This is a genomic window from Methanocorpusculum petauri (assembly GCF_026891975.1).
GTDB classification, from domain to species: Archaea; Halobacteriota; Methanomicrobia; order Methanomicrobiales; family Methanocorpusculaceae; genus Methanocorpusculum; species Methanocorpusculum petauri.
Window position 1 is genome coordinate 53,906 of the sequence record NZ_JAPTGB010000006.1, and the last position, 24,976, is coordinate 78,881.

The 24,976-nt window shown below is 51.5% G+C and carries 22 protein-coding genes and 2 tRNA genes; 12 read left to right on the forward strand and 12 right to left on the reverse strand.

Annotated elements, in window-relative coordinates:
* Positions 1-310 precede the first annotated feature (310 nt).
* Genes thiL through O0S10_RS03830 form a run of 3 tightly spaced genes read right to left on the reverse strand, consistent with a single transcriptional unit; the run spans position 311 to position 4,295 of the window.
* Positions 311-1,171, reverse strand: a complete 861-nt coding sequence (thiL, locus tag O0S10_RS03820) for a thiamine-phosphate kinase (protein ID WP_268924575.1) — start codon at positions 1,169-1,171, stop codon at positions 311-313.
* Positions 1,171-3,429, reverse strand: coding sequence for a DUF460 domain-containing protein (locus O0S10_RS03825; RefSeq protein WP_268924576.1), 2,259 nt, complete (start codon positions 3,427-3,429; stop codon positions 1,171-1,173). The genes thiL and O0S10_RS03825 overlap by 1 nt, the downstream gene beginning before the upstream one ends.
* Positions 3,426-4,295, reverse strand: coding sequence for an RIO1 family regulatory kinase/ATPase domain-containing protein (locus O0S10_RS03830; RefSeq protein ID WP_268924578.1), 870 nt, complete (start codon positions 4,293-4,295; stop codon positions 3,426-3,428). The genes O0S10_RS03825 and O0S10_RS03830 overlap by 4 nt, the downstream gene beginning before the upstream one ends.
* Positions 4,296-4,388: 93 nt before the next feature.
* Here O0S10_RS03830 and O0S10_RS03835 point away from each other — a divergent pair, with 93 nt between their 5' ends.
* Positions 4,389-4,982: a hypothetical protein gene (locus tag O0S10_RS03835; RefSeq protein ID WP_268924579.1), complete on the forward strand. Its 594-nt coding sequence runs from the start codon at positions 4,389-4,391 to the stop codon at positions 4,980-4,982.
* Positions 4,972-5,712: an NAD+ synthase gene (locus O0S10_RS03840; RefSeq protein ID WP_268924580.1), complete on the forward strand. Its 741-nt coding sequence runs from the start codon at positions 4,972-4,974 to the stop codon at positions 5,710-5,712. Before O0S10_RS03835 ends, O0S10_RS03840 begins: the two co-directional genes overlap by 11 nt.
* Before the next feature lie 165 nt (positions 5,713-5,877).
* Here O0S10_RS03840 and O0S10_RS03845 read toward each other — a convergent pair whose 3' ends face one another.
* On the reverse strand, positions 5,878-7,185 hold the full coding sequence (locus O0S10_RS03845) for a COG1361 S-layer family protein (RefSeq protein ID WP_268924581.1): 1,308 nt from the start codon (positions 7,183-7,185) through the stop codon (positions 5,878-5,880).
* Between the two features lie 255 nt (positions 7,186-7,440).
* Between O0S10_RS03845 and O0S10_RS03850 the strand changes: the two genes are divergently transcribed.
* The 3 genes from O0S10_RS03850 to O0S10_RS03860 all read left to right on the forward strand — a co-directional run bounded on the left by O0S10_RS03850 (position 7,441) and on the right by O0S10_RS03860 (position 10,489).
* Complete coding sequence (locus O0S10_RS03850; protein WP_268924582.1) at positions 7,441-8,391, forward strand: hypothetical protein; 951 nt, start codon at positions 7,441-7,443, stop codon at positions 8,389-8,391.
* On the forward strand, positions 8,392-9,705 hold the full coding sequence (locus tag O0S10_RS03855; protein ID WP_268924583.1) for an FAD-dependent oxidoreductase: 1,314 nt from the start codon (positions 8,392-8,394) through the stop codon (positions 9,703-9,705).
* Positions 9,706-10,084: 379 nt separating this feature from the next.
* A complete protein-coding gene (locus O0S10_RS03860; RefSeq protein WP_268924584.1) occupies positions 10,085-10,489 on the forward strand; it encodes a pyridoxamine 5'-phosphate oxidase family protein in 405 nt (134 codons plus the stop codon).
* A 9-nt stretch (positions 10,490-10,498) separates the two neighbouring features.
* Here O0S10_RS03860 and cca read toward each other — a convergent pair whose 3' ends face one another.
* The 7 genes from cca to O0S10_RS03895 form a co-directional block, all read right to left on the reverse strand.
* A complete protein-coding gene (cca, locus tag O0S10_RS03865; protein ID WP_268924585.1) occupies positions 10,499-11,911 on the reverse strand; it encodes a CCA tRNA nucleotidyltransferase in 1,413 nt (470 codons plus the stop codon).
* Positions 11,908-12,447, reverse strand: coding sequence for an RNA 2',3'-cyclic phosphodiesterase (gene thpR, locus O0S10_RS03870; protein ID WP_268924586.1), 540 nt, complete (start codon positions 12,445-12,447; stop codon positions 11,908-11,910). Before thpR ends, cca begins: the two co-directional genes overlap by 4 nt.
* Before the next feature lie 50 nt (positions 12,448-12,497).
* Positions 12,498-13,301, reverse strand: coding sequence for a dihydropteroate synthase (gene folP, locus O0S10_RS03875; protein WP_268924587.1), 804 nt, complete (start codon positions 13,299-13,301; stop codon positions 12,498-12,500).
* A 20-nt stretch (positions 13,302-13,321) separates the two neighbouring features.
* Positions 13,322-14,569, reverse strand: a complete 1,248-nt coding sequence (locus O0S10_RS03880; RefSeq protein WP_268924619.1) for a serine hydroxymethyltransferase — start codon at positions 14,567-14,569, stop codon at positions 13,322-13,324.
* A 96-nt stretch (positions 14,570-14,665) separates the two neighbouring features.
* Positions 14,666-15,265, reverse strand: coding sequence for a nitroreductase family protein (locus O0S10_RS03885; RefSeq protein WP_268924588.1), 600 nt, complete (start codon positions 15,263-15,265; stop codon positions 14,666-14,668).
* A gap of 57 nt (positions 15,266-15,322) precedes the next feature.
* Positions 15,323-16,249, reverse strand: coding sequence for a DNA polymerase subunit beta (locus O0S10_RS03890; RefSeq protein WP_268924589.1), 927 nt, complete (start codon positions 16,247-16,249; stop codon positions 15,323-15,325).
* A gap of 13 nt (positions 16,250-16,262) precedes the next feature.
* A tRNA-Leu gene (locus O0S10_RS03895) sits at positions 16,263-16,347 on the reverse strand.
* 100 nt (positions 16,348-16,447) lie between these two features.
* Between O0S10_RS03895 and O0S10_RS03900 the strand changes: the two genes are divergently transcribed.
* The 3 genes from O0S10_RS03900 to O0S10_RS03910 all read left to right on the forward strand — a co-directional run bounded on the left by O0S10_RS03900 (position 16,448) and on the right by O0S10_RS03910 (position 18,411).
* A tRNA-Gln gene (locus tag O0S10_RS03900) sits at positions 16,448-16,520 on the forward strand.
* Positions 16,521-16,585: 65 nt separating this feature from the next.
* Positions 16,586-17,491, forward strand: a complete 906-nt coding sequence (locus O0S10_RS03905; RefSeq protein ID WP_268924590.1) for an ATP-grasp domain-containing protein — start codon at positions 16,586-16,588, stop codon at positions 17,489-17,491.
* Positions 17,488-18,411, forward strand: a complete 924-nt coding sequence (locus tag O0S10_RS03910; protein WP_268924591.1) for a hydantoinase/oxoprolinase family protein — start codon at positions 17,488-17,490, stop codon at positions 18,409-18,411. Before O0S10_RS03905 ends, O0S10_RS03910 begins: the two co-directional genes overlap by 4 nt.
* Positions 18,412-18,443: 32 nt before the next feature.
* Here O0S10_RS03910 and O0S10_RS03915 read toward each other — a convergent pair whose 3' ends face one another.
* Positions 18,444-19,076 (reverse strand): hypothetical protein, encoded by a 633-nt coding sequence (locus O0S10_RS03915; RefSeq protein WP_268924592.1) that lies wholly within the window; start codon positions 19,074-19,076, stop codon positions 18,444-18,446.
* A 120-nt stretch (positions 19,077-19,196) separates the two neighbouring features.
* Between O0S10_RS03915 and O0S10_RS03920 the strand changes: the two genes are divergently transcribed.
* The 4 genes from O0S10_RS03920 to O0S10_RS03935 all read left to right on the forward strand — a co-directional run bounded on the left by O0S10_RS03920 (position 19,197) and on the right by O0S10_RS03935 (position 24,910).
* Positions 19,197-19,772: a hypothetical protein gene (locus tag O0S10_RS03920; RefSeq protein WP_268924593.1), complete on the forward strand. Its 576-nt coding sequence runs from the start codon at positions 19,197-19,199 to the stop codon at positions 19,770-19,772.
* A gap of 194 nt (positions 19,773-19,966) precedes the next feature.
* On the forward strand, positions 19,967-20,143 hold the full coding sequence (locus O0S10_RS03925) for a hypothetical protein (protein ID WP_268924594.1): 177 nt from the start codon (positions 19,967-19,969) through the stop codon (positions 20,141-20,143).
* 448 nt (positions 20,144-20,591) lie between these two features.
* Positions 20,592-21,665, forward strand: coding sequence for a metallophosphoesterase family protein (locus O0S10_RS03930; protein ID WP_268924595.1), 1,074 nt, complete (start codon positions 20,592-20,594; stop codon positions 21,663-21,665).
* Positions 21,662-24,910, forward strand: coding sequence for an AAA family ATPase (locus tag O0S10_RS03935; RefSeq protein ID WP_268924596.1), 3,249 nt, complete (start codon positions 21,662-21,664; stop codon positions 24,908-24,910). Before O0S10_RS03930 ends, O0S10_RS03935 begins: the two co-directional genes overlap by 4 nt.
* The last annotated feature ends 66 nt before the right edge of the window (positions 24,911-24,976 follow it).

The following is a 24,976-nucleotide window of genomic DNA, read 5'->3' on the forward strand; positions in this document are numbered from 1 at the left end:
GTGCAAGAAAAAAAGCGTCCGGACGCCGCACCTCCGCCAGCCACACAACAACCCCCCCAAAAAAAAACAGCACCGTGGACACCAATACCACCCTCCTCATCCTCGACGCAGCCGCCCAGGCCACCCGCATTCGCCGCCCTCGCACCGCCCCTCTACGCATGGGCAGACAGATGGCTTGACCGCACCCACCACAGCACCGCAAACGAAGACCGGAACTAACCCCGGACGTTCCTTATTTTCTGCTCCGGCCCACTCACCCGTGGATATCAGAACTGTATGCGCAACACCCGTTTTTCAGAAAAGTATTTTGTTAGCTCCACACATGGGCATAACCGTGTTTTTCCACCGGTTCTTCTCCGATGAACACACCCGGCTCTTCCACAACTTCACCGATTACGGAGACCGGAACGTCCATTTTCACGAACTTTTCGCGCGGGATGGTAAACAGCAGACCATAATCGCCCCCGCCATAGAGGAAATACTTCTTCGCATCGGCGATTGGCAGCAGCGGCAGGTTATTTTCCCGCAGTACAAACCCGACGTCCGATGCCTCGCCCATATCGTAGAGCGAGATTGCAAGGCCGTCGGAAACGTCCATCATGGCCGATGCCCCGGCGCGTGCAATCCGCTGACCGGTGAAGACCTGCGGTTTTGGCATCACAAGATTTTCCCAGTAACCGCTGTGCCCGTCAAGTCCTGCCTGCGCTGCACCGGGTCGTCCGGTGATACAGACGAGGTCGCCCGGTTTTGCTCCGGAACGGGTACAGTAGAACTCTTTTTCCACGATGCCGAATGCAGTTGTCACAATCGTCAGCTCTGTATGGCTGTCAATATCGCCGCCGGCAATCTGCGCATTACAGGCCTTTGCACAAGCGACTGCTCCTTCCATGATCGGTTTCAGCCGCTCTGCACAGTCAAGACCCACGGCGATAAGTATCTGGGTCGGCTGTGCACCGCAGCTTGCAACATCCGAGAGGCTTGCTGCAGTACTCATCCATCCCATCTGCCACTCGGTCATTCCTTTTGGGAAGTCTGTTGTTTCATGCAGCATATCGGTTGTTGATACGAGCATTCTTTTCCCGTCGTCAATCGGGAATACTGCACAGTCGTCACTTGTTTCCCTGCGGCCGATCAGGTCGCGGATTGTTTCAAGCAGTTGTCTGTCATCCATTACTCATCACCGGTAATTTCTTTTTTTCTCTTTTCTCTGTATTCTGTGAGGACGGAGGAGAGCAGATCGGCTGCATCCTGTTTTGGTTCTTTGATTTCTTTCGGCAGTTCTTTTTTTTCTTCGGGTTTCTGGGGTTCTGGTACGGGTTTTTGCGACGCTGCCGGATTTTTCGTTTTTCTGTCTGCAGGTTTTCTGACGACGGTATTACCGCCCTCTTTTTCTTTTGGTTCGGGGGAAGTTCTCAGGTATCGTTCGGGGATGAGGGTGGCTGGATCGATTCCCTGTTCCCGTACCTCCCGCACCCGCTCCACCTGATACTCCCGGACCATTGAGTTGATGGCAGCAGTTTTCTTTTCTTTGGAGTACACCGTCTGCGATGCATTCCAGGCGGAAAGAGCCGCTTCAACGGCGGCAGAGTCCGCCACGCCGATCTTTCCTTTGACGCGTGGCGAGAGATCTGCACCGGAGAGAACCGGCAGTCCTGCTTCCCGGAACTCCTCGATCAGGTGTTGTTCCCGGGCACGGGCATACACGTGCCGGGGAAGGATTACGGCTTTTACCCGTGCTTCTGCAAGTTCCCGCACAACACTTCGTCCCCATCCGTCAATCTGCAGGACATACAGCAGATCTTCTTCGCCAAATCCCATTTCGTCGTCAAGACCCCGTACTGCATCACGCGAAAGCTGCGGCAGAACTTTGAGCGCGGAACATCCTTCACCTGCCTGAAGCGCGATGTAGCGTTTCATCCTGTCCAGGCGTGTCCGCAGGTTTTTATTTCTGCGTTCCTCTTTTCGGAGCTGTTTTTTTGTGGCGGCAATTTCGCGGTCACGTTCGGTAATTTCGGTTCTGGCGAGCAGTTCTGTGTGCTGTTCTTCCCGTTCCGCATTGAGTCTTTTGTGCAGGATGGAGATGGTTTTGTCTTTTCCCGCGGATTCTTTAGAGAGTGTTTCGACAAGGGTCCGGAGCCGCCGGATGGTTTCTTCCTGCCGCGTAATCCGCATGTCGCGTTCATCGAAAATGATTTCAGAGGAAACGTTCGGCTCTGCCGCATCCGGTACTGCTACAGGTGCAGTCCCGCTGATGCGGGACAGCGCCTGTTCCAGGGAAAATCCTCGGACGATCTGCGCCCGCAGCTCGTCGGTGTCGACTCCTGCGGGTGCCCGTTTGAGGATACTTTCAAACTTGTTCTTGTAGGTCCGGTATGCATAGACTGCCGCAGAGAGCGAGTCGCGTTCGTGATCGTTTTTGAAGTCATGGCCTGCGGCAAGCACGTACTTTTCTTTGATCAGGATGTCTTTTTTCGGGTTCCAGGCAACCGCCGAAAAAGCGCGCCGGATCTTTTCCACGCCGAACGGCATCTCGGCTTTGTCGGATGCGATGATGAGCGGTTTTCCCAGTTCTGCGATTTCACGGGTCAGGTCAGCCGCGGAAAAGAGCCGGGTGCTTGCAAGATAGACAAGATTTCCGTCAAGATCAAGGGCCGCAATGCCGATGGTGGTTCCGGGATCGATTCCGACGATAAGATACCGGGGCTTTTTCGTCAGCGGCTGGAATGCAATCTTGTCGCGTCTGCGTCCGGTGATGCGTATCTGTGCATCGCCGCCTCTGGAGGGAGACACCGGAATCTGTTCTCGCGGTGCATAGACGGTGAAGACCACCCGGCTTTCCCCGCCAAAGGCGCGGCGGACGGTCATGGAGTACTCAAGGTTTGCGGAGACCAGTTTCATCTCAATTTCGCGGGCATGGGTGCGGACTGCCCCGTGCATCTTCCGTACGTACCGGTTCTGGCTCCAGCCGCCGCGTCCGGGAGACCGATTGCGGGAGACGGTGATATCAGTAATGCCCGTGTATGCGAGAACCTCGTATCCCGCACCAAACGAGGCAAGGAGTGCGGAAACTTTCGCCTCTTCCATTGGATTCTGTTTGTCAAAGGAGAGATTGTAGCGGGCGGCGACGCGGGGCAGCGTCTCCATCTTCACGCCGTCACCGGTTACCTGTACCAGTTTTGTGCCTGCGGGAAGTTCGGCGAGGAATGCATACAGGTCTGCGGTTCCCTGTGCAATCTCCTGAATGCTGTCAACTGCGAGAACCTCCGGCTGCTCGGCACGGATATAGCGCATGAGCCGGAATCGTGTGACGTTTTTTTCTTCGGAGATGACTGTCCCGTCCTCCACGCGGACGAGTGCGTAGTGCGGCCGGATGGTTCCGGACCGGACCGATCCGCGAATGATGTCGATGCCGAAGACGCGTCCGCTCATTCCACCGTCCTGCCGGTGACATACCGGATTGCGTTATCGATGTCATACTCCCGCTGGTATTTTTTTGCAAAAAATGCGGCGACGGTCTCGATGTCGTGGCGCAAAACTGTTTCTGCGTTCTGATGGCTGGGGGGAATCCACTGCGGCCAGTCGATGATCCAGACGGTTGCGTCGTCATACATGATGTTGTATTCGGAGAGGTCGCCGTGGATGAATCCTGCGTTGTATGCGGCCTGTATCTGACTGAGGATCTCCTGCCAGATGCTGTCGGGGTTTTCGAGTCTGCACCGGTGAAGGTTTACGCCCGGGATGAAGGACATGACGATTACGTGCCGGTTTATGTCGATGGGGACGGGGACGTTTACGTTTCCGTTGAGTTTTTTGAGTGCTTCATATTCCCGTTCGGCGGATTTTGCGGAGGCAAATATCCAGGGGCAGTGAGTTTTTTCCGGCATGTATTCACGGTTGGTGCGGACGGTCTGGAAGGATCTCTGGCCGATTTTGTGAAGTTTTAATACGACCACCCCGAATCCGAGTGCTTCGTAGATTTCTGATTCTTTGCCGACGCCGATCATGGTTCCGAGTGCCGAAATGGTTTTTTTCTGTGCAAGGGCAGAGAGTGCGAGGGCGTCGTATCCTTTGAAGACGAGTGCGTATCCTTTGTAGGGGACAGCGTCGGATCTGACCATGTCGCGGTGGATAAGGTTGCCGACACGGTATTTGGTCTCTGCTGCCGAGAGGCGGACCGCGGCTTTGAGGTCGTCTTCGGGGACCCAGGCGTAGCGGTGCATCATCCTCTCCAGTGCGCGAAGGATGCGGACTTCATATTTATGGAGGTTTTTGATGTCATCGGCTGACAGAGGCATGAGATATTGGTTGACTTTGCAGGAATAAAAGTATCATGTCCGTGGTGCCGGAGAACGAATATAGATATCCGCTGAAGATCAAATGAGTACTTTATGCAGTGTTCGCGGTGCGGGAAGGATGCGGTTGTCGTTCAGCCCTATTCGGGTGTGGCGCTCTGCGCTGTGCATGCGGCACGCGATCTTGAGGCGAAGGCGAAGCGGAGGATCCGGAAATGCGGCGGAATTGTATCCGGCGAACGGTTGTATGTGCGGGAGTCTTCAGGCCCAGAATCGTTTGCACTTTCGGTGCTTCTTGCTGAGATTCTTGCGGAACGCCGTGATGTGTCGTTTGTGTCACATCCTGCGGATGCGACTGCGGTTGTGTCGGCGGAGACGCTTGATTCCTCTGCCTGCAGGTTTCTGCGGCTGATAATTTCGGGAAAGACGGCGGAGGTGCTTGTTCCTTTTGAAGGAAAAATGCTTGATCCGCTGGCTGTTGTTCCCCGGAATGAAGTGGTGCTGTATGCCCGCCATCACGGGTGGGACGGGGATGATTCCCTTTCTGTTTCGTCTGATCCGTTTGCTGCGGATGTTTGTGCGTTCCTTGAACATTTCTCGGCGGATCATCCTTCGGCGGCCTATGCGTTGATGCAGGTCCGGGATGCCCTGCCCCAACTGTATCTGGAGAGAACGAATCATGCTCTGTAAGGATATCGGGTGCGCTGTTACCCGCATAAAAGATCTGATCCGCCAGACCCTGTGGGCGTCGGGTGCGAGAGGTGTTGTTGTCGGAATCTCCGGCGGTATTGATTCGGCGGTTGCCGCAGCAGTTGCTGTAAAGGCTCTGGGCGCTGATCATGTGCTCGGTGTGCATATGCCGTCTTCGTCGAGCAGTCCTTTGGATCATGCAGATGCTGAGGAGCTTTGCGGTACGCTGGGTATTGAGCTGCTTACGGTTCCGCTGGACGGTGTTGTTGCTGCGGCGTTTGCTGTTCCGTGTCTGACGGATGATCCGGTGCTTCGCGGGAACTATACGGCACGTCTGCGGATGGCGACGCTCTATAATATTGCAGCGGCCCGGCATTATCTGGTATGCGGGACTTCTAATAAGACTGAGTATATGATCGGCTACAGTACGAAGTGGGGCGATTCTGCGGCGGATATTCAGCCGCTTTTGCATCTGTGGAAGAAGGATGTGTATGCGGTTGCTGAGGAGCTTGGTGTCCCGCGGTCAATTATTGAAAAAGCGCCGAGTGCCGGGTTCTGGGAAGGGCAGAGCGATGAGGAGGAGCTGGGTTTTTCGTATCAGGAACTTGATGCGGCGCTGATGAGTCTGGAGGAGCATGGGTTTGTGCCGCAGAATGTTCTTGAGGAGCAGGTTCTTGTGCTGGTGAACAAAAGTTCCCATAAACGGATTTCAGCGGTGAGTCTGCTGTAGGCACGGTTGCTGCCGTCACCGTTTTTTTCTTTTTTTGTGTTTGCTGTGGTGACAAAATTTTGCGTCTTTTGTCTCCTGAAAAATCATGAAAAAAGATCTTTACCGCATTCCAAGGATTTGTTGCGGCACATTACATTCATTACAAAATAAGAAAAGGGGGGAGGATTATACCTTGCCCTTGCGCTTCATGAATACGTAGTAGCCGCCGATTAAGATAATTGCAACTATGATGATGATGAAGATCGGGCTGGTGAAGAAGGACAGCGGTCCTGACTGGTCTTTGACGTCAACTACTGCCTTCATGGATTTGGAGAGGATACTGTTGTCGTTTGCATCGCGGTACCGGATTTCGGTGTCAAGACCGTATTCTTTTTCGGTTGCGGAGCCGTCAACGGTTACTTCATAGACACCGACAACAGAATCTCCCGGAGCCATGTCTCCGAGGTAGGCGGAGTCGTCGTTGGAGGAGAACGGATCAACTGCACTCAGACGGGCAATTGCACTGTAAACTTTGGTGTTTCCGGTGTTTTTGTAGGTGACTTTGATTAAGCCCTTATCTCCCGGGGCAAGTGCTGCTTCGACATCGGTTACTTTGAACTCAACTTTGCCGTTAACGGGTACTCCGACAATAACCGGGGAAGATTTCTGGTCAACACCGTAGTTGTCCTGATAGACGATCTGCAGGCCGACGGGGTATTCCTTTATTTCTGCGTTGCTTGCAACGGATACTTTGAAGGTGACGGTCTGGGTGGACCCTGCAGGGAAGTCACCGATAAAGACGCTGCTTTCAACCGGTACGATTGCGGTGGATGATCCGCCCGAGGTTGAGGTGATGAGTGATGCGTAGGCGTTCTTTGCGTCCATTCCACCTGCGTTTTTGATTGCAAGGGTCAGGAATCCGGAGGTTCCAACACTGATGTCTTCACTGGAGACTTCGAGTACTTCGGGGGAGACCTGGGAGCGGACGGTGACGTCGAGGGGTACGTCCTTTACCCGGTCGTTGAGCCAGTAGTATCCGAGAGCGTCGCCGTAGTTGTCAACGGAGAAGAGTTCGTTGTAGACGACATGTACTTTGAGGGTCCGGGGTCCGGGGGTTGCATACTGGTCAACGGAGACGCGGTAGGTCAGGGTTGCGGACTGGCCGGGGCCAATCTGGGAAACGGTCTGCATATCGGTTTTGACGGTGATGCCTTCTGCGTCTTCGAGGGAGACCCGGAGCTGGTACGGGGTTGCTACGTCGTACTGACGCTGAAGACCGGATTCAGCTGCGACAACCTGATACTGTGCGTTGTTCGTGAGTTTGATCGTAAAGTCTGACTCGGTTCCGGGGACAAGTTCGTTTCCGCCGTCGGAGGATGCGAAGAATTCGATTCCCGCGGTGGAGTAGGAAACCTGTGCCGCAGAGACCGGTGCTGCGATGAGCACAAGCATGAGACATGCGGTTATAATCAGTGCTGATTTCCAAAGTTTCAAAGAAAACACCTAATCTGAGTTATTGTAACTAATTTATGAGTATGGGTGCATAAATACTTGCTTAGCGATCAATCCTGTACTGGGCAAAAGGATATATTTCTGCAAAAACAGGTCGCAAATTCATGGCGGCAGGGTTGGTGGGTGTGCTGTGATGTTAGACAAAGAGCGAACCCGAAAACACTAATAAACGAATCGCCGGCGGTATTCGGTTTGCAAAGTATTTTTGACCACGAAATGCATAGTAGTTACATAAGTATGGGTGAACTTGTACATGCAAATGCTGTTATTGAGATACGACGCGTTCTTGAGACAGCCGGATATGATACTGAGGAGGAGCAGGGACCGTTTAATCTTTCGGCGGTGCGGGGAAGGAAGTGCCTTATTGTTCTCTGTTCGGATGATCTGAATCTTCTCCAGCGGTTCGATATGACGCCGTATACTATAATGCTTGAGGATACGAAGGTCCGGTGTGATAAGCTGATTTTTACGGGAAATGCGTATTTCCGTCCGAAAGAGGCGGATATCTGGTCGCGTGAACAGCTTGAAAGTTATATTGCGGCTTCTGCGATGGCACGGATTTATTCGGAACCGTTTGATCTGTATGAGCCGGCTGCTGGTTCCTATGCTCCTGCGGCTGCGGGTGTTTCTTCTTCGCCTCTTTCGGCTGCTGTTGGCGATCGGCTTCTGCCTATCCGGATTACGGATCGGGATGCGGTGAGGATTGCGCATCAGGAGGGCCCGACGGTGCTTCGTATGATTCCATACTGGTATTACCGGTATACGAGCCGCGGTGAGGCGAGTTATAAGGGGAAGATGGTAAGTTTTGATGATGAGGGTTCGGGATGGGTGAATGCAATTAATGGCCTTGAGGCTGATTTCGGGGATGTGTCTCCGGTTGCGGGGTCGATTCCTGCCGATGCGGATGTGATGAGTCCGGTGAATACGAAGGCGGAGACGGAGGAGCGGGTTTGTGCGAATCTGATGCAGAAGCTGACGAAGCGTGTGCGGATTAAGACGACTTCGGGTGATGCGATTTTTGCGGAGGAGAAGGAGTTCCGTCCGTCGCCGGATAATATTGAGGTGATTGTTGAGAAGGTGTATGTTCCTGTGTGGCAGGTTCGCGGAAAAAAGGATATTATTGAGGTGAATGCGTATACCGGTGAGGAGCTGTCGCTTCCGTCGGATGAAGGGTGTGAAGTGTTTTAAATGATTATTGTTATCGGCGGAGGTCCGGCGGGCAGGATGGCGGCTGTGCGTCTTGCTTCTGCCGGTAAGGATGTTACTCTTTTGGAACGGCGTGCGCTTGGCGGGCAGTGTGTGCATGACGGATGTATGCTGGTGTGCGGTTTGAATGATGTTGCGCGTTCGATTCGGAATACGGAATTTTTGCGCGGCTGCGGTGTGATTGAGGGATCGGTCGGTGTGCGGTATCCGGAGGTGATGCGCAGGCTTGAGGAGGTGCAGGCGCGGTTGTCGCAGATTCTTGAGCGGGAGACGGTTGAGGCGGGGGTGAAAGTTGAGTACGGGGTGACGGCTGAGGTGCGTGACGGCCGGGTGGTTGTGGATGGTGTGGTACGCGAGGCTGAGGCGGTGGTTGTTGCGTGTGGTGCGGAGATGTTTGTTCCGGATGTTCCGGGTGCGGGGTTGCGGGGGACGTATACTGCGCGGACGATCCGGTCGATGCCTGCGCTGCCGAAGCGGATGGCGATCGTCGGCGGGGGTATTTCAGCGGCGGAGTTTGCGTATATTTTTTCGGCGTTTGGTGTGGAGGTGCTGTTGTTTGCCCGTCATGAGTTGTTGTCGGTTCTGCCGGAGCGGATGCAGAAGGCGGTGCGGCGGGATTTGTCGTCGGTTGCGGTTTATGAGCATCATGCGCTTGAGGCGGTGCTGGGGGAGGATGCGGTTTGCGGGGTTGTGGCGGGGGGTGAGCGGTTTGCGTGTGATGCGGTGTTGTTTGCGACAGGGATGCGGCCGTCGAGTCCGCATGTGTCCGGTGTTCTGAAGCGGGAGGACGGGTCGATTGTGGTGAATGAGCGGATGGAGACGTCGGTTCCGGGGGTGTATGCGTGCGGTGATGTGACGGGTGCTCCGTATTTTACGCCGGTGTCGCGGTTGCAGGGATTTGCGGCGGCTGATGCGATTCTGGGGAGTCCGCGGACGGTGGATCTGTCGCGTGTTCCGTTTACGGTGGTGCTTGGTCTGGATTATACGGTGTGCCCGTGTGCGGGGGAGGAAGGTGTGACGTTTTCGTCGCCGAATATTGCGGGGCCGGGATCGGTGTGGCATGTTTCGGACGGGTCGGTGGGGACGATGGAGCTGACGGTTGCGCCGGAGAGCGGGAAGGTTGTGGGGTTTGCGAGTTCGGGACCGGGTACCGGTGTTGTAGGGACGTATCTCGGGTATCTGGTGAGGCGGGGGGTTACGGTGCATGAGTTTTCGCCGATGCTCGAGGTGCATCCGATTTCGGACGGGTTGTATTCGATGATCCGGTTTGCGGAGGGCCATCTGCGGAAGGAGTGAGGAGCAGGTCAGGGTGGTGCGGGGTTGAGTATTCTATTTTTTGCGGGAATGAGTTTGTTTTGAAAAAAGGGTGTCCGGGAGGGTTAACTCCGGTCTTCGTTTGCGGTAGTTTTCACGGTGGTTTGGTCTGAGGGAACCACAGGGAGAGAGTACACACGCGGGGATGTTTTCGGTGTGTTTTGTGGTTCTTTCAAACAAAACCAAAGCGAAATACTCCCGGACACAGCTTCACTGGTGGTTACCCCAAGTAAAACTACGTACCAAAAAATCCCTAAGTATCCAATCAAAATCCCCTCAGGCATTTTGAACACGTTTAGACTTTTGGAGCAAAACATACATTTCCACAAACTATACGTACAGGGAGGGCATAGATACACATATGGCACTGATTACCGAAGAAATAAAAGAGCAGATCGCAAAAGTTGGCGTCTGTCACCTGATTACCGCATCAAAAACCGGCGTACCAAATGCCGCACCGATGGGCGGCCTGTGGGTCATGGATAACGACACCATCTGGATCTCAAACAACTTCATGAACAAAACCGCAGCAAACATACGGGAAAACCCTCAGGCAGCACTCCTTGTCTGGAGTCGTGAACTTGGCAACTGTATCCAGCTCAAAGGAACCGCAACACTTGAATCCAATACCCCGGAACACGCGAAGATGATGGAGATGATGGAGGCAAGAAAGCCGGGACTCCCCAAAAAAGAACTGCTGAAACTGGTGGTAAAAGAGATCTACACCTGCATGCCGGGACCGGCAGCAGGCTCAAAGATCGCATAACTTTTTTTTTTATTTCACGTCATTTTGTTGCCGGATCTCACGCAGTTTCCGGATCGCATGTGATGATCGGGCAAAAAATGCAGAAAGGAAAAAGGAAAACTCCGCCGACCACACATCCGTCCCGGACAGAACCTCATACCCCGACTCCTCCATCACCTGCCGGACATGTTTTCCCAAAGCACCGGAAAGAATCTTTGCCGAATCTGCAAGCAGTGATCCGGCGGTCGTGTACTTGCGCCGAACCTCGGTGTAGTAACGATCCTCCTCAATCCAAGGACCGGCAAACTCCTCCTGCAGCAGATACTTATCCACAAACCGATCGGCATTCTCATGATTCCAGACCGGCGGACCGGCGCGGACAACGATCTCCGGCAGCCGGTCAACGAGAAGCTCAAAGAGAATCAGAGAGTTCTCTGCCCCCATCGAAACCTCGGCGCGATGAATCTGGAAATCTTCAGCGGCCAGCATGGATCGAACCGACTCCATACTCTTGCGCAGCTGCGGAACAACCGTATCCGCAACATAGGGAGGAGTTTTCAGCCGGATGGCAAGCATCGCCGTTCCCCGTTTCTGCAAAACACCGGCAAACTCCGCCCGGCTCATCTGGGTCGGAGGATCAGCAAGGAAATATACGCCGGAAGGGTCTGCACAATAATCCCGCGCAAGCTCCATAAATTCCGCAAACCGCGTCGGAGTAAGGGCGGCGGCAACATTACGGTCCTTATCGGTTGGATCAATCACCACCAGCGGTTCGGAAAATTTTTTCCGGACAGTCTTTTTATCGGGATAATATCCCTCAATATCGATGACCTCACCGTAACGGAATTCGGATGCCGCCTGCATGAACTCCGAAAATCCGCCGTACGCAAGAATCAGCAGTTCACAGAGATAACCGGAAAAACCGCCGGTCATATGATCCGAACCGTACACACCTCCGCCTTTGGCGAACTGCTTCAGGAGAAGCACATCCTCACGGAGAGGCGCAATCTTGGGAAGAAGATAACGGGTGTGAAACGGTGTCCGATCAACAGCGCACTTCATCTCGGCAGTTGAGGCAACATGATAACAGGGAACAAGATCCACATCAAACCCCTCAATCACCGCGTTCAGATACGGATGCTCGGCATACTTTTCCTCTGCGGTTCCGGAGAACTTCTCGACTACCGCATACGCTGCTGCAAGTCCCTTTTCCTGCAGTTCCTCACGGGGCAGCTCAGGAGGGAACAGCATGAAGATATCAATATCCTTGTCACCTTTCACCCAGGTACCGCGGGCAACCGAACCGGTCATCATCGCAGGAACGCCTGCCGCATCATAAACTGCTGCGATGAGCTTTTCTCCCATCATAGTCGCCGCGGCGCGCTCGGCATCGGTAGGGAGCACGCGGGCCAAGACCTCCTCTTCGATTGGATTTCTGATCACAGCTTCACTCCTGCAATTGTTTCATATATAGGTCCTGACGGGGTTAATGTACTCTTTTTGAGTACCACCTCACCAATCGTACAGGTTCCAAAAGGCGGCTGACTTTTCAGCGCGGTAATCTTCGGGAGAAGCACAGGCGAGAACTCTCTGACGCGGGCAATGGTCAGGTGCGGGGAGAATGGTTTTGAATCCTTGGAAATACCCAGAGACAGCAGAAGTGCATCAATCTGTCGTGCAAGATCCGCGGTCGCACCGCCGTCTGCAATATCTGCCTTAATGACACGCGGCGGTCTGCCGAACACTCCGACTCCGGACACGGTTATCTGATAAGGGGGTGCACGAATGCCCTGTAATGCCGCTGTGATCTTGGAAATCTGTGACTCGGAAATTTCGCCAAGGAACCGGAGCGTGATATGCATCAGCGGTGCCTGCACAGCAGTTATCCGTGCAGGTGTTCCTTGCAGACTGTATCCTGCGGCAGCAAGAGCTGCTTTGATCTCATCCGACGGTTCCACCGCAATAAAAGTCCGCACCATGTATGTGGAGTATATAGGCGGTTGAAAAAATAGGAGTTTTCGGCTCCCTGTTACCGGCAGAGCTGTTCAAAGACCCTGGCAACATCCCGGGATGCGCCAACATCGTGCACGCGGACAATGTCCGCCCCGTTCTCCAGCAGATAGAACAACACCCCGAGCGTCCCGTACAGGCGCTCATGTGCCGGTTTTCCAATACAATCGCCTATGAACGTTTTTCGGGAGACAGCTGCAAGTAACGGGCAGTCATACTGCTTCAGTTCGGAAAACTGCCGGCAGAGATCCCAGTCTGCCGCAAGCGACCGGCCGGAGACCCATTTACCGACACCCGGATCGAGAATAAGATCGCAAATGCCGTACTTTCCTGCGCGGTCAAGTATCTCCTGCATTGCAGCATGGGTCCCGGTCATATCCAGCGGATCGCCGGGGAGTTTGTGCGCCGCCATCGCAATCACCGGCAGACCGGAATCTGCGGCGAGTTGTGCATACTCAGGATTTCCGAGGCCGTTGATATCATTGATAGCAGCAAGATCATAATGCAGGGCAGCATCCAGCACTTCAGGGTACATGGTATCAAGCGAAAGAACCGCACCGTATCCGTCCAGCTCCTTCATTGCAGTAAGTACCCGTTCCCGCTCGTCCGCAACCGTCAGCGGCGGCGCGTTCAGCGCCGTACTGCGGGCACCGAGATCAATGACATCCGCTCCTTCGCGGATCATCTCCTCAACACGGGTAACAACCTGATCACAGGGAATAAACGAGTCCGAAAAAAAGGATTCCGGACTGATGTTCAGGACACCCATGATTTTTGGGGAGGAACCTCCCCCTACACAGACATTTTTGATCCTGACTTCCATTTCACATCGCCCGCGTACCTTTACTCCCGAATCTCCGGGTAAAGCGGATAGCGCAGACAGAAAGTTGTAACCTCTTCGCGGGTCTCGGCAAGAAGGGCGGCATCATCGATATGGTGGAGCACGCGGGAGATCCACTCGCCCACCTGTTTGCACTCCTCCTCTTTCATGCCGCGCGTGGTGATGGTGGGTGTTCCAAGGCGCAATCCCGACGTCTCAAAGGGAGAGAGATGCTGACGCGGGATGGTGTTTTTGTTCACTGTAATTCCTGCTTTGCCGAGAGCCACCTCGGCCTGCTGACCGGAGATTCCCTGTTCCGAAAGATCGAGGAGACAAAGATGGTTGTCGGTTCCGCCCGTAACGAGGCGGAACCCGTTATCCATCAGGGTCTGGGCAAGCACCTTACAGTTTTTGACGACCTGCTTTGCGTAGTCTTTGTACTCGCTGCTGAGTGCCTCGCGGAAACAGACGGCTTTTGCGGCGATCACATGCATTAAGGGACCACCCTGCATTCCGGGGAATACTGCCTTGTCAATCGCGTTTGCATACTCCTTGCCGCACATGATAACACCGCCGCGCGGACCACGAAGGGTTTTGTGTGTGGTGGAGGTGACATAGGTGGTGACGCCGACCGGAGAGTTGTGCAGACCGGTACAGCAGAGACCGGAGATGTGGGCGATATCTGCCATGGAACGTGCACCGACATCCTCGGCAATCTCAGCAAAAGCCTTGAAATCAATCTCTCTGGGATAGGAGGATGCGCCGCAGACGATAAGGTCAGGTTTGGCTTTGCGGGCAAGGGAGTCGATCTCTGCATAGTCTAAAAGTTCGGTGTCAAGATTTACACCATAGGAAGTAACGTCATAATACTTACCGGAGATGTTGGCCGGGTCGCCGTGGGAGAGATGGCCACCGTTGTTGAGGCTCTGGCTGAGGATTTTATCGCCGGGTTTGAGGAAGGAGAGATACACCGCTTCATTTGCCTGACTGCCGGAGTGTGGCTGCACGTTTGCGTGCTCGGCACCGAAGAGCCGGCAAAGACGGTCGCGGGCAATGTTTTCGATCTGATCGTGGAATTCGCAGCCGCCGTAATAGCGTTTGCCGGGATAGCCTTCTGCATATTTATTGGTGAGAATGGTTCCCATGGCTTCCATGACCTCGCGGGCAACAACGTTTTCGGAGGCGATCAGTTCGAGTCCTTCGACCTGACGCTTGTACTCTTTGTTGATAAGATCGGTTATTTCCGGATCAAATTGCCGCAAAAACGACATATCCGTTGTCTGGGCGAGAAATGACATACGCAATTATTGGCGATGGAATAATATAACCGTCTCGGTCATCAGATTTTTTGAAAAAGAGAGAGAGGTTCACCCCTGCACAACCCGCATGCGATCCTTTGCCGGGATTTTTTCCACCGGAAGGGCTGCTGCGACAGGCTTACCAAACGGCATCTGGGCAATCAGTCTCCAGCTTTCCGGAATAGAGAAGGTCTGTTTCACTTCGTCGTCGATGATCGGATTGTAGTGCTGCAGATTTGCGCCAAAGCCTGCGTCCTCAAGAGCCGTCCAGACCGCAAACTGGAGCATACCGTTTGCCTGTTCCGCCCAGGGACGGAAATTTTCGCGGTAGCGGGGGAACTGTTCCTCAAACGATTCCGTAACCGCGGTATCGTCAAAGTACAGTACCGTTGCATAACCGTTTGCAAATCCGGTGATCTTTGCCTCCGTCGGCCCGAACTTCTCCGGCGGGACATGGGCACGCAGTGTCTCCATCACAATGCTCCAGAGTTTTGTATGGGACGCACCGAACAGCAGCACAACCCGTGCACTCTGACAGTTGTAGGCTGAAGGCACCGCAAGAACCAGTCGTTCGATCATTGCGGTAATTTCTGTATCCGGTACCGGACTTTCTGGCGCGATGGTGTACACCGATCGACGGTGCTCTACTGCTTCAAGAAAAGATCTCATACTCCTTCGATACTTTCGTGCCGGAGCTTATCAAAAAAGAGAATGAGGCAAAAATGGCTACTGATCCAGCAGTGTCCGGGACACGATGTACTCACCGTGTGCCTCGCGGGTTGTTCCCACAATCAGCCAGGTCTGATCGCCGTGTTCTTCCACAACACCGCAGGCTTCCAGCACCTCACCCGTGAAGCACTGACCGCAGTAGGTATGGGTAAACGACAGCACCAGATCGATCTCCTCATGATCCACGCAGTAGATACCCGGACTGTCGAAGGCAAGCGAGGCGTCTGTGACGGTTGCTTCAATGGTCATCTTCCCGGTTTTTTCCCCCAGGGTAATTGGCGGGACTGCATGCAGGTTGTCGTATCCACGCGAGTAGAGCAGGTCAAAATAGGTTCCTTCAAACTCGCCGCGGTTGAACTTTCGTGATTCGTGCAGGACAAAGTCATCGAACGAGATGTCAGGCACGCGTTTACGGTACACCTTCTGCCACATCTCCTCGCTCATCGCAGGGATTTTGCCTCTGGCAACCGCCTCCATGAGCTGTTGCCGCGCGGTAAACCATGCATTCCCGTACACCACCATGTCGATGTCAGAGCCCTCGTTTTCCAGACCGGCAAGAAGCGAACCCGTACAGCCCCAGGTCATCGGCGGCAGGTCAAAGTGGGAGAACAACCGCGCCACCCGCGGGTTCCGGGCAGCGATGGATGCTGCCTGTTCCTCCGGTTTTAGCACACGCACAATATCTGACAGCGGTACGCGGTGCACCAGATCCAGATACTCGGGTCTGTGTTCTCTCACCCAGGCAAATGCATCGGCAAAGTCATACTTTTTGTAGCGCGTACCCCACGGTGCGGTGCGGTCACCGTCTGATGTTGGCACATAGCGGAGTACGCACTCTGCACGCTCGTCATTCTCATATCCGGACACAGCATACAGACAACCGTCGCCGGTCATTACAAAATCACGTAAACGGATTGGTTTCATAGAAAAGACCTGATGCGAGAGGTGGGATTCGAACCCATGAACTACTTATAGACCAGATCTTAAGTCTGGCGCCGTTGGCCTGGCTTGGCTACTCTCGCAAACTACCTTATTACATAGCACTTCCAACATAAAAACACGACCGCAAATTTGGCAACCGATATAAACCAACAAAACAGAGTATTATAGTAGCCTCTCTAAACTCTCGTAGTGTAGTGGTCAATCATTCCGGCCTTTGGAGCCGGAGACGGCGGTTCGAACCCGCCCGAGAGTATCAAATCCCTTTTGTATCTCTATCGGCAGCCTGATGTAATGCCTTTCTCAAATAATAATACACACATGAAGGTCCTCATCGCTGAATATACGGCAAGCCGCGACCCGTCCCTTGCCCCGGAAGGAAAAGCAATGGTGTCCGTGCTGCAGGAAAGTTTTGAACGTTCAGGCCATACCGTGCTTCTGCCTGGTTCCGGTGATTTCGACGCGGAAATTGCGCGTCTTGCACCGCAGTGCGACTATGGACTCGTCATTGCCCCGGACGAACTGCTCTCTACGTTCACCCATACACTGGAGCTTGCAACCCATAACATCGGCTCCGACAGTACCAGTATCGCGGTCAGTGCAAACAAGCGTCTGACCGCAAAAATTCTCTCCGGCATCGGCATCAGCGTCCCGCAGGAAGTCCCGGCAGACTATACCGGAAAGCGTGTCATCAAACCGATCAAAGGTGCAGGTTCCGTCGGTGTCCGCATCGCAAAGGACGGCGAAATGCCGGGAGCCGGTGAGATGGCAGTTGAGTATCTCGACGGGGAACACTATAGCGTCAGCATTGTCGGCAGCCGGGTAGTCGGTGAGGCCTGCGGATTCTACAGCGGACTTCCGCCGGTGTTCCTGACCATTAACCGTCAGTATTCCACGGTCGATGAGAACGGTGTTTTCACCTATCACGGAGGAGAAACGCCGGTGCACCCTGAGCGCGAGGAGGAGATCATTGAGATTGCCAAGAAAACTATCGAACGGCTCGGATGTCAGGGATACGTCGGTATCGACATGGTTGTTGGTGAAGAGATATGGGTGGTTGATGTCAATCCCCGTCCGACGATGAGCCTTGTCGGTGTCGTGGGCGTTATCGAAGAGGAGATCGCAGATGTTCTTCTCAAGGCAACCGTCGGACTTCCGCCGGAAGGTGTCCACTATAACGGTAAATCCGCAACGTTCGATGAAGTTGGCGGGGTTACCATTTCATGATCGGTATCGACGTCGGCGGGGCAAATCTCAAAGTTGTGGATGAAGACGGCGTCCATATCCACTACTGCCCGCTCTGGCGCGAATCAAATCTTGCAGAGATACTCGCGGAATATCAGGGTGCAGACGCTGCGGTCGTTATGAGCGGCGAACTTGCCGACGGTTTCTTCAACAAAACCGAAGGAATTGCCTACATTGTCCGCGCCGTTCAGCAAACCTTCCCGGGTGCCCTCTTCTACGGAACCGACGGAGAGTTCCACACGTCTGCCTGCCCCGAACTTGCCGCAGCAAACTGGCTTGCATCCGTTGACTGTTTGCGCCGGACCTATCCGGACGGAATGATGCTTGACATCGGCAGTACCACCGCAGACATTGTTCCCTTCGCAAAGTTTGAGACATTGCGTGGGCTGACCGACACGCTCCGTCTCCAGCGCGGATACCTTGTGTACACCGGTATGCTTCGGACACCGGTTGCAACGCTTGCGAACTCTGCGGTTATTGATGGTGTTGCAACACCGTTCTCCACCGAGTACTTTGCCTGCAGCGGTGATGCCCATTATGTTCTCGGCCATATCACGGACGCCGAGTACACCGCCGCAACGCCGGACGGGAAAGAGGTCAGCCGCGAGGCATGCCTCCGGCGCTTGGCGCGGACAGTCTGTGCTGACCTCGAAGAAATAGGCGAGGACGGGGCAGTGGCCGTTGCACAGGCATTCTGGGATGCCCAGCGAACACTCGTATGTACTGCTGTCGCAAAAGCTGCTGCGGACGCTGCTCCCGGCAACATCCTTGTCGGCGGCATTGGTTCGCCGGTGTTTGCCCCGCTTGTCGGCGGAACAGATCTCACTGCGGCGGTTGGTATCCCGGCCGATGCCCTGCCGGCATTCGCCGTAAAGGAACTCGCAGAAACCCGTGTGAAATGAAATTTTCGTGGACAGTTGCTTTACTTGCAGGTTCACTCCTGTTTACGCTGGTCTGCTGGTTTCTGGGGTTCCCGTTTTTCTTTTTGTTTCTGCTCTTTCCGCTGTTTCTGGCGGGAACAGGACGTTCCCGCCCCGTCCGGAGGTGCCCGGTATGCGGATGGGAAACCCGAGGCCGCGAGAACTTCTGCCCCTGCTGCGGCACCCGACTTGAGCCCCAGGGGTCGTCCGATGAGGGAGAAAAGTGAAAATGGCAGGGGAAATCCGTAAAAAAAGTTGATTTTCGGGACAGGAAGATCGGAGAGCGCATATTTTCTCACTGATCCCCGGTCAATGTCAATACCCATGGCATTGATGATTTCTGAGGTATGGGAGAAGGAGTTTACGAGCGAGAGGGCGATTGCAAGGTCCACAACCGCTGATCCGATTCTGGTGTCCGGATAAAAGGGTTCATCCGCATACAATAGTTTTCCGCAGTCGCGGCAGTGGTATCTCCGCACAAACACGGTGATCTTTTTTTCTCCCTCCGGGGTGTGGAGAGTTGCATAGATCTTTTCTTTTGTGTCATAGGGTGCGGCGATTCCTCCGCAGTATGGACATGGCCCGGTCTGGGCGAATAGTACTTGGTCAATGGATGCAATACCGCAGGCGATGGTGTCGGTAAGCATCGGGGGTATCTTTACCGGCTGACGGGACACGAGTAATCATTCAACTATTCGGTGTTCAAACCATATCACTTCTCGGGTTCTCCGGACTGTTTATATGATCTCTCTACCCATCTGTAGTTCATGAGAATACGTGGCATTACTGTTCGTGTCCCGCCGCTGCTGTTTGCGGTTACGGTGTTTTTTGCAGCTGTCTGTGCGATGATGTACGGATCTACCAAGGATCTGTCCTATCTGTATCTTGGCGCACCGCTGTGCGTTATCCTGATCTGTGTACCGCTGGCGATGAACTATATGACCGAGAAGCAGCTGGCAGAACAGCTGCCTGCAATGCGGGTACGTGCGAAGTTTTCCCGTGCACGCCAGATATCTCCTGCAATGGTCGGGACACCGGTCATTGTTGAAGGGAAGATTCTGAAGGTTACTGGACTTCTGATGGGGAAACCCTCCTATCTGCTCTTGGATTCCACAGGTCAGATTGTGGTGCGCCGGTTTGCTCTCCCTGAGCCGCTGGTCGGTGTCGGTGCTGCTGTTGAGGTTGTCGGAACGGTTGCACGCAAAATTACCAACGGTGATGCGGTCTATGTCAATGCGGTCTCCATTAAGCCGATCAAGAAATTCCGGGAGGACGGATCAAAAGAGAGCGGGGAAAAACCGTCTGTCGGAGACGAGAAGATCCATATCAAAAGGCTCCATTAACCAGGACTGCGGAAACGTCACACTGACGACGAATAATGAACGCCAATAGATTTTCCGTGATGCGGCGAATACCTCTACCAATTCCAGGTATTTTTCCCTATTAATGGTGGAAACCAGACAATGACCGGAACGGTACCTACACCACTTTTACTGATCTTACGCAGGACAGAAACTAAACCTCAGTAACCAGCAACATGCAGTCTCAGGTGGATGTGACCAACAGCGGCAGATTCACGCTTGCAAACCGTTGTATCCTCACCACCAGTACTGAAAGAGGGAGCGGTGGCGGTGTGTACGTGAACGGTACGTTCACTCTGTCCTGCGGCACACGACAGCAACCTCACAGATGGCTGAACGAAAAAGGGGAATGACCGTTCCTGCCTCCACGGGAAACCAGCGAATTGGGAGTTCGCACATTCATTACAATAAAGTAAATACATTTACATCGTTCAGCAAAAATACTCAGTACATGCCTATCTATATTCTCCCCCACGCCCAGACAACAAAGAATATGAAATCATCTCGTTCACATCATCCGGAAGTTTGAACGTATCAAGCCAGTACATTCCTTAGGTCAGGTGGAAGTACGTGCCGAATGTGAAACAGAATTATATAATCAGTTAAATAGGGAAACTACTGCGCGATCTCTCAGAAATGGATGTTGCAATTATTCTGCGTCGACTCATTTTGTAGTGATATAGAATAAGTAGTAGTTGACAATTTATCCACAACTCTGCTACTAGTAAAGCCTCTTCCACTCGATAAACCATATCTTTTAATTAAATGTACTGCATTATAATGATAGGTGATGAATATTTCATGAAACTTATTCATTGTGCAGATATTCATTTGGATTCGCCTATGGAAACGCACATGACAACAGAACAGGCTTCCGTGCGAAACACTGAGATTATCCACTCCTTTATTCGCATGACAGAATATGCTAAGAAGAATGCTGTTCGTGTTGTCATTATTGCAGGTGATCTGTTCGATGGAGAGAGAATCAGAACCCGTACGGTGGATGAGATTCTTGATGCAATACGCAGTACTCCTTCAGTGGACTATCTCTACCTTGCTGGAAACCATGATGAATCCTCTCACGCCTTCTCCAACCATGATCTTCCGCAGAACCTCAAGCAATTCAATCGCCAGTGGAATAGCTATATTTATGAGGATGTAATAGTCTCCGGAATTGAAATCTGCGATGAAAATGCGACATCTCTATACCAGAATATACCTCATAGGGAGGGCTGCATCAACATTGTATCTCTTCATGGTCAGGTTGGTACAACCTGTGGTATAGACCAGATCAATCTCAACCTACTAAAAAATCAAGGTATTGATTATCTTGCACTAGGGCATCTGCACTCTTATTCCGTACAATCTCTAGATAACAAAGGTATATACTGCTATTCTGGATGTCTGGAGGGAAGAGGCTTTGATGAATGCGATAAAAAAGGCTTTGTTCTTCTCACGATAGAATCAGGTAGACTCCAACACGAATTTGTTCCTTTTTGCTGCCGCCAGTTGCATCAAGTTGATGTTGACATCACTGGTCTTACAAAGAATTCAGAGATTGGACAGATGATGAAATCCGCAGTGCAAGGTATCCAGCCTGATGATATGGTTGAATTCATCCTAACTGGTTACAGTGATCCTACTACTAACATTGCAGTATCATACCTGCAAAATCTCATAAATAACAGTTTTTTCTTTACGAAGGTCAAAAACGAGAGCCGCATGGCAATCAACCCAGAAGATTATAAAAACGACATCTCTCTGAAAGGTGAATTTATTCGTTTGGTTCTTGACAGTGATGCCAGTGATGAGGATAAGGCTGCCATTATTCGTACAGGAATCCAAGCCTTGACAGGGGAGGAAATCGGATTATGAAGCTTTTGAGATGCCACATTGAAAACTTTGGTGTTCTTTCTAACTTTGACTTCGATTTCTCATCTGGCCTTACTGTAATATATAGAGAAAATGGTTTTGGAAAAAGTACCTTTGCCGCCTTTATTAAGGCAATGTTCTACGGAATGCCCCGTGGAGGTTCTCGAAGCGTTGTCGAGAATGAGCGCAAAAGATATGATCCCTGGCAGGGCGGCAAATATGGTGGATTTCTTGAGTTCGAATACCAAGAGACCTGGTATCGTGTAACCCGTTATTTCGGTAAAACTGCTTCTAAAGATACTTTTCAGATAATGGATATCTCAAATCGGCAGAGTATCACCCCATTTTCTGAGAGACTCGGTGAAGAGTTATTCCAGTTGGACGCAGAATCCTTTTCCCGGAGTACATATATGCCGCAGCTTTCTGCCCACGAACTGAAAGCTACAACCTCAATTCGTACAAAACTTAGCAACCTTGTGGACAACACAAATGATCTGAACAACTTTGATACAGCTACAGCATCACTGCGACAATTTCGAACCAAGTTTAGAGCTTATCGGGGATCCAGTGGTGTAATCAACAATTTAGAGACGAAGTACAACACACTGGAACACCAAAAGTATGAGGCTGAGAAAGAGAAGCCTCGTCTGCAAGATATTTCTGGAGAAATCGAGCGCTTGTCTTTTGAAAAAGAGACCAATACTGCGGCGGTATCTGATCTGCGTGAGAAAATTCGCGTAGCATCTGCTCAGAAATCGTTGCAGTTACTCCAAGACCAACTGGCAGATTTGAGTATTACAGTGGACTTGCAGAAACAGTCCCTGTCAGAACTGGATGACAATTATCCGGCTGGATATCCCACATTGGAAGAGATTAAGATACAGCGAGATAATCTCTCCATCTCACAGCAAGCATCACAACGTCTTGAGAAGTTAACTTTATCTGAGGCGGATCGCATCGCTGTCGAAAAAGGCAAAATACTATTCCCTGACATAGACAAAGCGTCACAGGACATAGATACCTGTAATCAACTATATAATGAACTTACTGAAGTATCAGCCAAACTGACTTCACAGATGCTCCCTGAGGAGTTGCAACGTTTGGAAGAACTGTCTAAAAAATTTGAAGAAAGTGTTCCCTCAAAAGAGGAACTTCGGATCTATCTAAATGCAGCGGACGAAATGAATGCAGCACAGATACAGCTATCTTCTTTAACAATGTCTGCTGAAAGCCAGATGCACCTAGAAAAATTAAAGGAACTTTTCGGATCTGAAATTCCTGATGACAACACACTGACTGCCTGTGAGCAGAACCAACACAATCGAGATGTACTGCTACTTCGGAAGAAATCTTGTACACTCTCAGATAAAGATCAACAAGACTACCAGTATCTTCAGCGTACATTTGCATCAGGCATACCTTCAGAACAGGAAATTCAGGATAGACAAAACGATTATCGCAGAATTATAGAACTTACCAGCAAAAAAAACACAAAAACAACCCGCATAGAAGATGATGTAACCTCTCATATGACCACAGCTAAAGTTCCTCTTCTTTGCGGTGGTATCGGTGTTATGCTGCTAGTTTTTGGCATAATCTGCTTTGTGGCAAACCTTGCTACTCCAGGCATTCTACTTCTGGTTGCGGGTTTTGTTGGATTACTGGCAGCATTCTGGACCCATACTCATCAAATAGTTAGCAACAGGGCAAAAAGTACATCTGTAGTCACAGCAAGTGCCATTACCGATACTGAAAATCAAGAATTATATGATTTAAATCGTATTTTAAATGATTTTCTGCTTCGTTTTTACTCAGACGTGGCAGATCCAGAGAATAAGCTGATTCAGCTACTTCTTTCCACAAAGAAATTTGTGGACCTTAATGATAAAAAAAATTCATTAGATACAGAGCAGCAACAAATCGGAGAAGATATTGCAAAAAACACTCAATATCTCCGTGAAGTATTTGATCAATACTATCACGGAGAACCTTACCGTGATACCTTTGTGCAGGAACTTCGGGAGTCCCGTCACAATTATGAGATACTAGAACTCCAGATGACCAGTATAACCCGGGAACGTGCCAATCTATCGGAAAAAATTGAGAACTGCCGCACACAAATTATCCATTTCCTTCGCCGTTACTACCCAGTTGAATTGCCCAAGGATCTGCGCCAGGGGGTACACACATTGGCCTCAGAAGTGGAGTCTTTCGCTGAATTGAGCCATAAATCTCAAACAATAATGAGTGATAATGCAGAGTATCAAGTACGGGAAGCAGAGTTGACAGATCAAATCCAAAAAATACTCACAAAATATGATGCTTTCGATTCGCAGCGCTCCTTTACCCAATGCTTGCAAGAACTACGCAGACGTTTGGAAGAGTACACGGTCTCTTCTGAACGGAAGGAGCACTTTATACATGACCATGTTGATGCCTCCAAACAAAAACAAATGGCCGAGGAATCGATCCACCAGTTCTTGCAAAAATATCAGCTTTCAGGAGACACTCCAGCAAACCTAATCGATAGTGCAGATAATGACACCAGACGTCATCAGATCATAGAAGCCTCTCTTCGAGAGGAGACAGAAAAACTGAATGATTTTCTCGTCAAAAATCCTGGGATTGAACAACAAAGGCCAGATGCCGAAGAGCTTCCTGACCTTGACGTTCTCCAGAATTCTGAAAAGGAAACACAGGAAAAGATTGATGCTATTGATAGGAGTCTGCGTGATCTCCGGCAAGAACAGGACTTTCTGCGGCAAGTAGTGGAAACAATCCCTGTATTGGATGACCAAATGGAATATCTGAAAATAAAACTGCAAAGTGCAGAGAAAAAATGCGAGCTGATTGACCGAACAATTGAACTTCTAAACAAGGCAAAAGATAATCTTGCTAATAGTTATGTAGGTAATGTTGAACGTGGTTTTGAAATGTATGCGCATTCGTTGTTGGATGGGCAACTCGGCCATGTGATGGTTGATAAAGATCTAAACCTTTATATCGATGAGAAAGGGGCAGCTAGGGAAGTTGGTAGTTTCAGTACGGGTATGATAGACGGTATAATGCTATGTATGCGATTATCCTTGGTCGATGCGCTGTTCACAACGGAGACTCCATTTCTTATTTTGGATGATCCTTTTGTGAATTTGGATGATGATCATACGAGAAAAGCATTAGAGATTCTTAAAAAAATATCTCAGGATCACCAAGTTGTTTATATGGTGTGTAACAGTAGTAGAAGTTGAGTTCCAAGAGAAGGTTCTTTTGGGACTCTCAATTTCTGCGTTATTGAAAAAAATTAAGGCTACACA

Excerpts from the sequence above, each read along its gene's own strand:
- O0S10_RS03930 (WP_268924595.1), top strand. The coding sequence starts at position 20,592 with ATGAAACTTATTCATTGTGCAGATATTCATTTGGATTCGCCTATGGAA.
- O0S10_RS03825 (WP_268924576.1), bottom strand. The coding sequence starts at position 3,429 with ATGAGCGGACGCGTCTTCGGCATCGACATCATTCGCGGATCGGTCCGG.
- O0S10_RS03830 (WP_268924578.1), bottom strand. The coding sequence starts at position 4,295 with ATGCCTCTGTCAGCCGATGACATCAAAAACCTCCATAAATATGAAGTC.
- O0S10_RS03910 (WP_268924591.1), top strand. The coding sequence starts at position 17,488 with ATGATCGGTATCGACGTCGGCGGGGCAAATCTCAAAGTTGTGGATGAA.
- O0S10_RS03855 (WP_268924583.1), top strand. The coding sequence starts at position 8,392 with ATGATTATTGTTATCGGCGGAGGTCCGGCGGGCAGGATGGCGGCTGTG.
- thiL (WP_268924575.1), bottom strand. The coding sequence starts at position 1,171 with ATGGATGACAGACAACTGCTTGAAACAATCCGCGACCTGATCGGCCGC.
- folP (WP_268924587.1), bottom strand. The coding sequence starts at position 13,301 with ATGGAAGTCAGGATCAAAAATGTCTGTGTAGGGGGAGGTTCCTCCCCA.
- O0S10_RS03920 (WP_268924593.1), top strand. The coding sequence starts at position 19,197 with ATGAGAATACGTGGCATTACTGTTCGTGTCCCGCCGCTGCTGTTTGCG.
- O0S10_RS03935 (WP_268924596.1), top strand. The coding sequence starts at position 21,662 with ATGAAGCTTTTGAGATGCCACATTGAAAACTTTGGTGTTCTTTCTAAC.
- O0S10_RS03905 (WP_268924590.1), top strand. The coding sequence starts at position 16,586 with ATGAAGGTCCTCATCGCTGAATATACGGCAAGCCGCGACCCGTCCCTT.
- O0S10_RS03890 (WP_268924589.1), bottom strand. The coding sequence starts at position 16,249 with ATGAAACCAATCCGTTTACGTGATTTTGTAATGACCGGCGACGGTTGT.
- O0S10_RS03915 (WP_268924592.1), bottom strand. The coding sequence starts at position 19,076 with ATGCTTACCGACACCATCGCCTGCGGTATTGCATCCATTGACCAAGTA.
- O0S10_RS03835 (WP_268924579.1), top strand. The coding sequence starts at position 4,389 with ATGCAGTGTTCGCGGTGCGGGAAGGATGCGGTTGTCGTTCAGCCCTAT.
- O0S10_RS03885 (WP_268924588.1), bottom strand. The coding sequence starts at position 15,265 with ATGAGATCTTTTCTTGAAGCAGTAGAGCACCGTCGATCGGTGTACACC.
- O0S10_RS03880 (WP_268924619.1), bottom strand. The coding sequence starts at position 14,569 with ATGTCGTTTTTGCGGCAATTTGATCCGGAAATAACCGATCTTATCAAC.
- O0S10_RS03860 (WP_268924584.1), top strand. The coding sequence starts at position 10,085 with ATGGCACTGATTACCGAAGAAATAAAAGAGCAGATCGCAAAAGTTGGC.
- O0S10_RS03850 (WP_268924582.1), top strand. The coding sequence starts at position 7,441 with ATGGGTGAACTTGTACATGCAAATGCTGTTATTGAGATACGACGCGTT.
- O0S10_RS03925 (WP_268924594.1), top strand. The coding sequence starts at position 19,967 with ATGCAGTCTCAGGTGGATGTGACCAACAGCGGCAGATTCACGCTTGCA.
- thpR (WP_268924586.1), bottom strand. The coding sequence starts at position 12,447 with ATGGTGCGGACTTTTATTGCGGTGGAACCGTCGGATGAGATCAAAGCA.
- O0S10_RS03840 (WP_268924580.1), top strand. The coding sequence starts at position 4,972 with ATGCTCTGTAAGGATATCGGGTGCGCTGTTACCCGCATAAAAGATCTG.